Genomic DNA, 8,027 nt, shown 5'->3' with positions numbered 1-8,027 from the left:
GGACCATGCCCGGCCGGTGCCGCGGGGCGCCGCGGGGATCGGATCCCGCGCGTACTTGGCCGACACCTGGGTTCCCGCGGCGTCCCGCGTCCCTCGTGCTCGCCTCCCGGGCCATGCCCCCGGCGCCAGACGGCGCGCGGGGACGATCACGCATGTCCGCAGCCGGCACTCGGGGCGGGCAGGGGAGAGCGATGGTCCGCGCCCCGCCGGTCCTCAGGCCGGCAGCGGCTCGCGCGGCTCGGTGTGGTCGAACAGCCGGGGCGGCGCGATCGCGTCCCGGGCGCCCATCCGGGCGACGAGATGATCGGCGACCCGCAGGGCGTTGGCGATGATGGTCAGTGTCGGGTTCACGGCGCCGATCGACGGGAAGAAGCTGGCATCGGTCACGTAGAGGTTGTCCAACTCGTGCGCCTTGCAGTTCGGATCGAGCACCGACGTCCTCGGATCCGCGCCGAACCGCAGGGTCCCCGCCTGGTGGGCCGTCCCGCCGATCGGGACGTTCTTGCCCAGGTAGAGCGAGCGGTCGAACAGGTGCGGGTGGATGTCGGTGAAGCTGCAGATCTCGCGCAGCTTGTGCCGGAGCCGCTTGTGCGCCTCGACGTTCGTCTCGGTGAGGTCGAGATGGACCTTGCCGCCTTTGTAGAAGATCCGGTTCTGCGGCAGCGGCACGTCCTCGGAGGTCAGCCAGAAGTCGACGGAGTGCTTGGCGATCCAGTCGAACGGCTTGTCGGGGAACCATTGCAGGAAGCCCGGCAGGCCCTCGCCGTGGATCTGGGCGCCATCCGACTTGCCGACCATCTGGATGTGGCCGAGCGGGAAGTCCCAGCCGTCCTTCGGGTCCGGATCGCCGAAGTAGAAGTCGTTGAGGCCCAGCGTCTTCTGGAACCGGGTCGGGTTCGGGACCTTCGAGATCGCCAGCACCGTCGAGTTGTTGTGGCGCATGTAGTTGCGCCCGACCTGATCCGACCCGTTGGCGAGGCCGTTCGGGTGGCGGTCGCTGGCCGAGCGCAGCAGCAGCAGCGCCGAGGAGAGGGCGCCGCAGGCCACCACCACGATGTCGGCCGAGGCCTCGAACGGCGCGCCGTCCCGGTTCCCGACGACGCCCGTGACGGTGCGGCCGGAGGCGTCGGTGACGAGGCGCTCGATGTAGGTGCGGGTGAGCAGCGTCAGATTCGGGCAGTCGCGCAGGGCGGGGTCGACCACCATGGTCTGCGCGTCCGACTTGCCGTTGGTGGGGCAGGGGAAGCCGTCGAACGATTCGCACTTGATGCAGGGCGAGGTCGGCACCGCGCGGCCGTCCTTCTCCACCAGCCGCACGCCCACCGGCAGGTGGAACGGGTGGTGGCCGGCCCGCTTCAGGTTGTCGAACAGCTCCTGGATCCGCGGCTCGTGCGCCACCGGCGGATGGGCGTAGGGCTTCGTCGACCAGGGCTCGGTCGGGTCCTCGCCGCGCAGGCCGTGGACGTGGAACAGCTCCTCGGCCGCCTGATAGTACGGCTCGAAGACGTCGTAGCCGACGGGCCAGGCCGGCGCGACGCCGTCCTGATGGCGGATCTCGGAGAAGTCCCTCTCGCGGAGGCGGAACAGGATCGAGCCGTAGAACTTCGAGTTCCCGCCGACGTAGTAGTGCAGGCCCGGGTGGAAGCTCTTGCCGTCGGACGAGTACCACGTCTCCTTCGCCTGGTAGTAGCCGTCGACGATCACCGCCTGACTGTCCCAGTTCCGCGGCTCGCGCAGCAGGTAGTCGCCGCGCTCGATCAGCAGGATGCGCTTGCCCGTCTGGGCGAGGCGCCACGCCATCGTGCCGCCGCCGGGACCGGACCCGACAATGATGACGTCGTAGTGCTCACCGGGCATGTACCGTCTCCGTCCGGACCTGCGTCCTGGCAGGCAACTCGCGAGCCGCTTCTCGGATCACCGCACGGTACCGTTGATCCCGCGCCGCGTCGCGGACTCCGCCGCGGATTTCGCCGCGGGCTCCGCGAAGTCCGCAACCGGCGGTTAAGGGCCTTTCCCAACGCCGCCTTCAGCTTCGGCTGCGATCCTGCGGCGGACCGGCCCGATGCCGGGGAGGCCGGAATGATCGACACGCTGGCGCCTGTCCTGGCGCTCCTGACCGCGGCCGCACTGGCCTTCGGCCTCTGGCGCCGGCTCGGAACGCGCCGCGCCGAGCGCGAGGCCGAGCGGCTGCAGGACCGCCTCTGGCGGATCAGCGAGAGCGAGGACCGCTACCGCGCCCTGGTGGCCGCCACCACCGAGATCATCGTCCAGCGGGATGCCCGCGGGCGCATCACCTACGCCAACGAGGATTTCGCCCGCCTCCTCGGCCGCGAGCCGATCGCGCTGATCGGCTCCCAGGACGATCTCGAGATCCTCGACCGGAACGCCGTGGAGATCGGGCCGGACGGGGTCCGCCGCCTGGAGGCGCAGGTCCGGACGGCGGACGGGCGGGCGCGCTGGTTCGCCTTCGTGGAGATGCCGGTGGCGCACGGCGACGCGACGCACTGGCTGCGCGCGGGGCGGGACGTGACCGCGCGGGTCGAGGCGATCCGCAGCCGCGACGCGGCCCTGGAGCGCGCCGAGGCGGCGAGCGTCGCGAAATCCCGCTTCCTGGCGACGGTGAGCCACGAGATGCGGACGCCGCTCAACGGCATCCTGGGCATGGCCGACCTCGTGCTCGGGACCGAGCTGAATCCGGAGCAGCGCACCTACGTTGAGGCGGTCCGCACCAGCGGCCAGGCGCTGCTCGGCCTGATCGACGGGGTCCTCGACTTCTCGCGGATCGAGGCCGGGCGCCTCGACCTCGCGGCCGAGCCCTTCGACCTGCCGGCGCTCTCCGAGGGGGTCGTCGAGCTGCTGGCGCCCCGCGCCCAGGACAAGGGCATCGAGATCGCCCTCGACGTGGCCGAGGACTTCCCGGCCGCCGTGCTGGGCGATGCCGACCGGGTGCGGCAGATCCTGATCAACCTCGCCGGCAACGCCATCAAGTTCACCGAGCGCGGCGGCGTCGGCGTCAGCCTGAGCTTCGCGCGGGCCGGGACCGGCGGCGAGGTCGTGCTCGCCGTGGCGGATACCGGCCCGGGGATCCCGGAGGAGCGGCTGCCGATCCTGTTCGAGGAGTTCGAGCAGGGCGACGGCAGCGCGAGCCGCAGCCACGAGGGCACCGGGCTGGGCCTCGCCATCACGCGGCGGCTCGTGACCCGCATGGGCGGGCGGATCGAGGCGGATTCGCGCCTCGGCCGGGGCTCGACCTTCCGGGTCCTGCTGCCGCTCGCCGAGGTCGCGGCGGCCGAGGATGGCGGGCGCGCGCCGCTGCCGACGCTCGCCCCACGGCGCTGCCTGATCGTCGCCGACTCGCCGTTCCAGGCCCCGTACCTCGCCCGCAGCCTGTCCCGGGCCGGGGCCGCCACCGTGATCGTCGACAGCCTGGAATCGGGCCTCGACGCCCTGTCGGGCGCGGCCTTCGACGCGGTGCTGGCCGACCGGGCGCTCGGCGACGCGGCGGTGCGCCAGATCGCCGACGCGGCCCGCGCCTGCGGGGTCCGCACCAGCCTCGTGCTGCTCTCGCCGTTCGACCGGCGCGGCTTCGGGTCCCCCGGCGCGGCGGGCTTCGACGGCTACCTGATCAAGCCGGTCCGGCCGCGCTCCCTGTTCGAGCGCCTGCTCGCGTCGACGGGCCCGGTCGAGGCCGCGGCCGCGCCGGCGGCGGAGCCGGCGCGCGTCGGCTCCAGCTTGCGGATCCTGCTGGCCGAGGACAACCCGATCAACGCCCTGCTGGCGACCCGGGCGCTGGAGCGGCTCGGCGCCACGGTGGTCCACGCCGTCGACGGCCTCGAGGCCCTCGCGCGGCTGGAGACGGACGGCCCCTTCGACCTCGCGCTGATCGACGTGCGGATGCCCCGCCTCGACGGGCACGAGACCGCCCGTCGGATCCGCGCCGCCGAAGCGGGCGGCGCGGACCGCCTCCACCTCGTCGCGCTGACCGCGAATGCCGGCCGGGAGGACGAGGTCGCCGCCCGGGCGGCCGGCTTCGACGGGTTCCTGGCCAAGCCGCTGAATCTGAAGCTGCTCCCGCCGCTGCTGGAGCGCCGATCCGCGCGGGCCGCCTGAGCCCGCGTTGACAGGCGGGCGGGTCCCGCGCCAACAGGAGGCCCATGTCGACCGTCAGCCCTCCGTCGCCCGCACCGCGCTCGTCGAGCGGCGCGCTTGCCGCCTGGGGCATCGCTTTCCTCGTGATCGCCACCGTGCTCATCGGCGCCCTGGCGCCGGCGCGGCACGCGTCGCCAGCGGTGTCGGCGGCCGACGATCCGGCCTGCCTCGAGTGGACCGACGGCTGCAAGGTCTGCCGCCGCCTGGCGGAGGGGCCGGCCTGCTCGCTGCCCGGGATCGCCTGCCAGCCCGGCGCGCCGCAGTGCCTGACCCGCCGGGACGGGTGACCTGCCGGACCGGTCCGTGACCGCCGCGGCGCCGGTGCTGCGCTTCGCGCCGAGCCCGAACGGGCGTCTGCACCTCGGCCACGCCTACTCGGCGCTGCTCAACGCGGACCTCGCCGACCGGATGGGGGGCGTCTGCCGCCTGCGGATCGAGGACATCGATCCCGCGCGCTCGAAACCGGACTTCGTCGACGCGATCGTCACCGACCTCGCCTGGCTCGGGCTGACCTATCCCGAACCGGTGCGGCGCCAGTCCCGGCATATGGCGGCCTACCGGACCGCCCTCGACGGGCTGATCGAGAGCGAGCTCGCCTATCCGTGCTTCTGCTCCCGCGGCCAGATCCGGGCGCGCGTCGCCTCCGGCGGCGACGGCCCCCGCGATCCGGACGGCGTGCCGCTCTATCCCGGCACCTGCCGCCACCTGGACCCGGCGGCGGCCGCGGACCGGATCGCCCGCGGCGACCCGCATACCTGGCGGCTCGACATGGCGGCCGCCCTGCGCCGCGCCGGCCCGACCCACGGCTACGTCGCCTTCGACGCGGCCGGCGCGCACCGGGTCGCGGCGGATCCGGCACGCTGGGGGGACGCGGTGATCGCCCGGCGCGACGTGCCGACGAGCTACCACCTCGCCGTGGTCCACGACGACGCGGCGGAGGGGATCACCCACGTGGTGCGGGGCCGCGACCTCGAGGCGGCCACCGACCTGCACGTCCTCCTGCAGGCCCTGCTCGGCCTGCCGGTCCCGCGCTACCGCCACCACGCGCTGCTGCTCGATACCGGGGGCGAGAAGCTGGCCAAGTCGCGCGGCTCGCGATCCCTCGCCGATCTCCGGCAGGCCGGCGCGACGCCCGAGGCTGTCCGCGCCCGGCTCGGCTTCGCCTGAACGGCCGCGCGCTCCCTTCAGCGGACCGCCGCGTCGCGCTGGGCGAGGGCGGTGGCGCTCTTCGACTTCTGCATGGTGGCGTCGATCTGCTCGCGCTGGCGCTTGAAGTCGGCGAGCAGGCGCCCGTCGAGCTCCCGGCCGCGGGGAACGCGGATCTTCATCGGGTCGACGAAGTGGCCGTTGATGATCACCTCGTAGTGGAGGTGCGCGCCGGTCGACAGGCCGGTCGAGCCGACATAGCCGACGATCTGGCCCTGCCGGACCTTGACGCCCTCGCGGATGCCGCGGCCGAACCGCGACATGTGGTTGTAGGTCGTCACGTAGCCGTTGACGTGCTGCAGCTCGACCCGGTTGCCGTAGCCCGAGGTCATCTCCGCGCGGATCACCACGCCGTTGCCGGCCGCCATGATCGGCGTGCCGATGGGGTTCGACCAGTCGACGCCCGTGTGCAGCTTGGCGTAGCCCAGCACCGGGTGGCGGCGGTAGCCGAAGCCGGAGCGCATGATCCCGTCGGCGATGGGCTTGCGCAGCAGGAACTTCTTCAGCGACCGGCCCTGCTCGTCGAGGTAGTCGATCGTGCCGTCGTCCGGCGACTGGAAGCGGTAGACCTTGCGGGTCTCTCCGCCGAGCGTCAGCGCCGCGTAGAGCAGGTCCGGACGATCGGCGCTGGCCTCGTCGTCGGTGCTGTAGAAGACGTCGAGCCCGTCACCGCTGCCGATGCGGCGCTGGAAGTCGAGGTCGTAGCTGAAGACGCGGACGATATCCTCGACCGTGGCCCGCGGCAGGTCGTGGCGCGCGGCCGTCTCGTAGAGGCTCTGGTACAGGCGCGGCCCGGAGCCGGAATCCTCGTCCTCGTCCTCGCCGGCCTCCGCCTGAGGCTGTCCCTTGGGGGAGGGGGCCTCCTCGGCGGGGGGCGCCACCGACACGAAGGCGCCGCGGTCGTTCAGGGCCGCGATGCCCTCGATGCCGTTCTCGCCGTACAGCACCACGCGCGTCACCTGGCGGGGATCGCCGGGACGGGGCCCGGGGGCGACCTGGACGCGCATCGGCTGCCCCTCGTTGAGGGCGGCGGTGCGGGTCTTGCCCCCGAGCGCGGCGACGATGCCGCGGACGGCATCGTCGCTCGCGAGGCCGGTGGCCTTGAGCGTGGTCTCCAGTGTCTCGCCGCGCTTCAGCGCGAGATCGCGCTCCTCCACGAGCGGCGCCTCGTTGGCCTTCAGCTCGACCTTGGCGACCTTCGTGACGTTCTCCGGGACGACCAGCACCTCGATGGACTTGAACGGGTTCGCGTCCTTCGGCGCCGCGCCGTCGCCGTCGCCGGCCGCGCCCTGCTGGAGCGTCCGCGACAGCATGATCTGCGGGGCGATCGGGATGGCGGCGCGGCGCCCTGCCTCGGCGGCGATGCGGCGCTCCTCCTCGACCTGCGCGGTGACGTCGTCGTCGCTGAGGGCGGGCGCGTTGGCGTCGACGGCAGCGTCGGCGAGTTCGCGCTTGACCACGGTGACCTCGGCGCTGGGGGCGTCGGCGGACGCATCGGGCGCGCGCTCCAGTGGCTCGTCGGAGACGAACTTCATGGGGTCGAAGCGGGGCGGCTCGGCGGCGTAGACGCCCGTCGTCATCGATAGGGGCGTCGTCAGCCGCACGAAGGCCTTGGCCTTGATGATCTCGCGGTCGCCGAGGCGGACCGTGACCGGCGCCTTGAAGCTCTGCTTGGCCGAGGCGATCATGAGGTTGCGCACCAGCCGGTCGCCCTTGCGGGCGATGTTGGCGCCGCTCTCGCTCGGCTGGGGGCGGGGCATGATCGCCGCCTTCTCGGGAATGGCCGCGAAGGAAACGTCGCCCTGGAGGGACACGTGGAGCGCCGCCGCGATCAGGCCGGCGCCGGTCAGGCCGGTGAGGCTGCTGGCGCAGAGCCAGCGGAGGTTGACGGCGCGTCGGTCGATCTGCGTCGCGGTCGCGCCGAGATGGTCGAGAGGCTCGTGCACCCCGCGTGCCGGGGGGAGGGCGGCCACGTCGCCGATCTTGAGTCGCTCGCGCTTCACTCGAAGGCCCTGAGAAGACGATGGCGAACGGGCGTTCCCGCGGGATCCGCGGCGCTGAGGCCGGGCTCGACCATACCGGAGGCGACATCCGCGCCCGGCAATCTCATCTCACGACCCAGCGTGTCGAGATTGAGGCGTGTGGCTCGCGAGCGCCAGCCCGGGCGCGGGAAAGACAGCGATGATCCACCGCCAGGCTCCCGGACGGCCTGCCGCGCCGGTCGGCAAAAAGGGTGTTGACGGCCGGGAACCGTGGATCTATACCCCGGCTCATCGGCGCCGGCCGCGGAAGTGGACCGGGCGCTGAGCCATCTTCTGACAAGCGGCGGGATTGGCCGGCGAGATAGCCGGGCGGTCTTCTGTTTGCCTTTGATGAGCCCTGGGATGCCGGGGCGCTCTTTGACAAGTTGGAATTGAGGAAGGGAGACGCGGGCGGCGTTTGTCCTTGCGGCTGGGTCGAGAGGCCTGGCGTGAGTAGACTTGTGCCGATCTGTTGTTCTTCTTTCTGAGCTCACCGACGGGTATCTGGCGCTGTGAAGCGTCTGGATGCTTGGTCGATGTGAGGCTCCGTCTGAGAATACACGTGATCGGCCGGATCTTTCTCTTCAACGTGAGAGTTTGATCCTGGCTCAGAGCGAACGCTGGCGGCAGGCTTAACACATGCAAGTCGAG

At 72.3% G+C, this 8,027-nt stretch carries 5 protein-coding genes and 1 rRNA gene; 4 read left to right on the top strand and 2 right to left on the bottom strand.

The genetic code is table 11. The annotated features are described in order from the left end of the window. Window positions 1-213: 213 nt before the first annotated feature. Complete coding sequence (locus tag ACLBYE_RS28370) at window positions 214-1,857, bottom strand: GMC oxidoreductase (RefSeq protein WP_447696716.1); 1,644 nt, start codon at window positions 1,855-1,857, stop codon at window positions 214-216. A gap of 222 nt (window positions 1,858-2,079) precedes the next feature. On the opposite strand from ACLBYE_RS28370, the gene ACLBYE_RS28365 reads away from it, so the two are divergent. Genes ACLBYE_RS28365 through gluQRS form a run of 3 tightly spaced genes read left to right on the top strand, consistent with a single transcriptional unit; the run spans window position 2,080 to window position 5,316 of the window. Beyond that, window positions 2,080-4,110, top strand: coding sequence for an ATP-binding protein (locus tag ACLBYE_RS28365; protein WP_447696715.1), 2,031 nt, complete (start codon window positions 2,080-2,082; stop codon window positions 4,108-4,110). 44 nt (window positions 4,111-4,154) lie between these two features. Next, window positions 4,155-4,436: a hypothetical protein gene (locus ACLBYE_RS28360; RefSeq protein WP_447696714.1), complete on the top strand. Its 282-nt coding sequence runs from the start codon at window positions 4,155-4,157 to the stop codon at window positions 4,434-4,436. 16 nt (window positions 4,437-4,452) lie between these two features. After that, window positions 4,453-5,316: a tRNA glutamyl-Q(34) synthetase GluQRS gene (gluQRS, locus tag ACLBYE_RS28355; protein ID WP_447696713.1), complete on the top strand. Its 864-nt coding sequence runs from the start codon at window positions 4,453-4,455 to the stop codon at window positions 5,314-5,316. A 17-nt stretch (window positions 5,317-5,333) separates the two neighbouring features. Here gluQRS and ACLBYE_RS28350 read toward each other — a convergent pair whose 3' ends face one another. After that, window positions 5,334-7,358 carry a M23 family metallopeptidase gene (locus ACLBYE_RS28350; RefSeq protein ID WP_103986087.1) on the bottom strand — a complete coding sequence of 675 codons (2,025 nt, stop codon included), beginning with the start codon at window positions 7,356-7,358 and terminating at the stop codon, window positions 5,334-5,336. A gap of 603 nt (window positions 7,359-7,961) precedes the next feature. Between ACLBYE_RS28350 and ACLBYE_RS28345 the strand changes: the two genes are divergently transcribed. Then, window positions 7,962-8,027 (top strand): 16S ribosomal RNA (locus ACLBYE_RS28345); the annotation flags it as partial.

Source organism: Methylobacterium sp. A52T (assembly GCF_053346095.1).
The sequence above is the reverse complement of the archived record's forward strand: the minus strand, read 5'-3'. Positions and strand labels throughout refer to the sequence as shown.

Bases quoted from the DNA above. Each gene is read 5' to 3' on its own strand.
- ACLBYE_RS28370 (WP_447696716.1), bottom strand. From the start codon at position 1,857: ATGCCCGGTGAGCACTACGACGTCATCATTGTCGGGTCCGGTCCCGGC.
- ACLBYE_RS28365 (WP_447696715.1), top strand. From the start codon at position 2,080: ATGATCGACACGCTGGCGCCTGTCCTGGCGCTCCTGACCGCGGCCGCA.
- ACLBYE_RS28360 (WP_447696714.1), top strand. From the start codon at position 4,155: ATGTCGACCGTCAGCCCTCCGTCGCCCGCACCGCGCTCGTCGAGCGGC.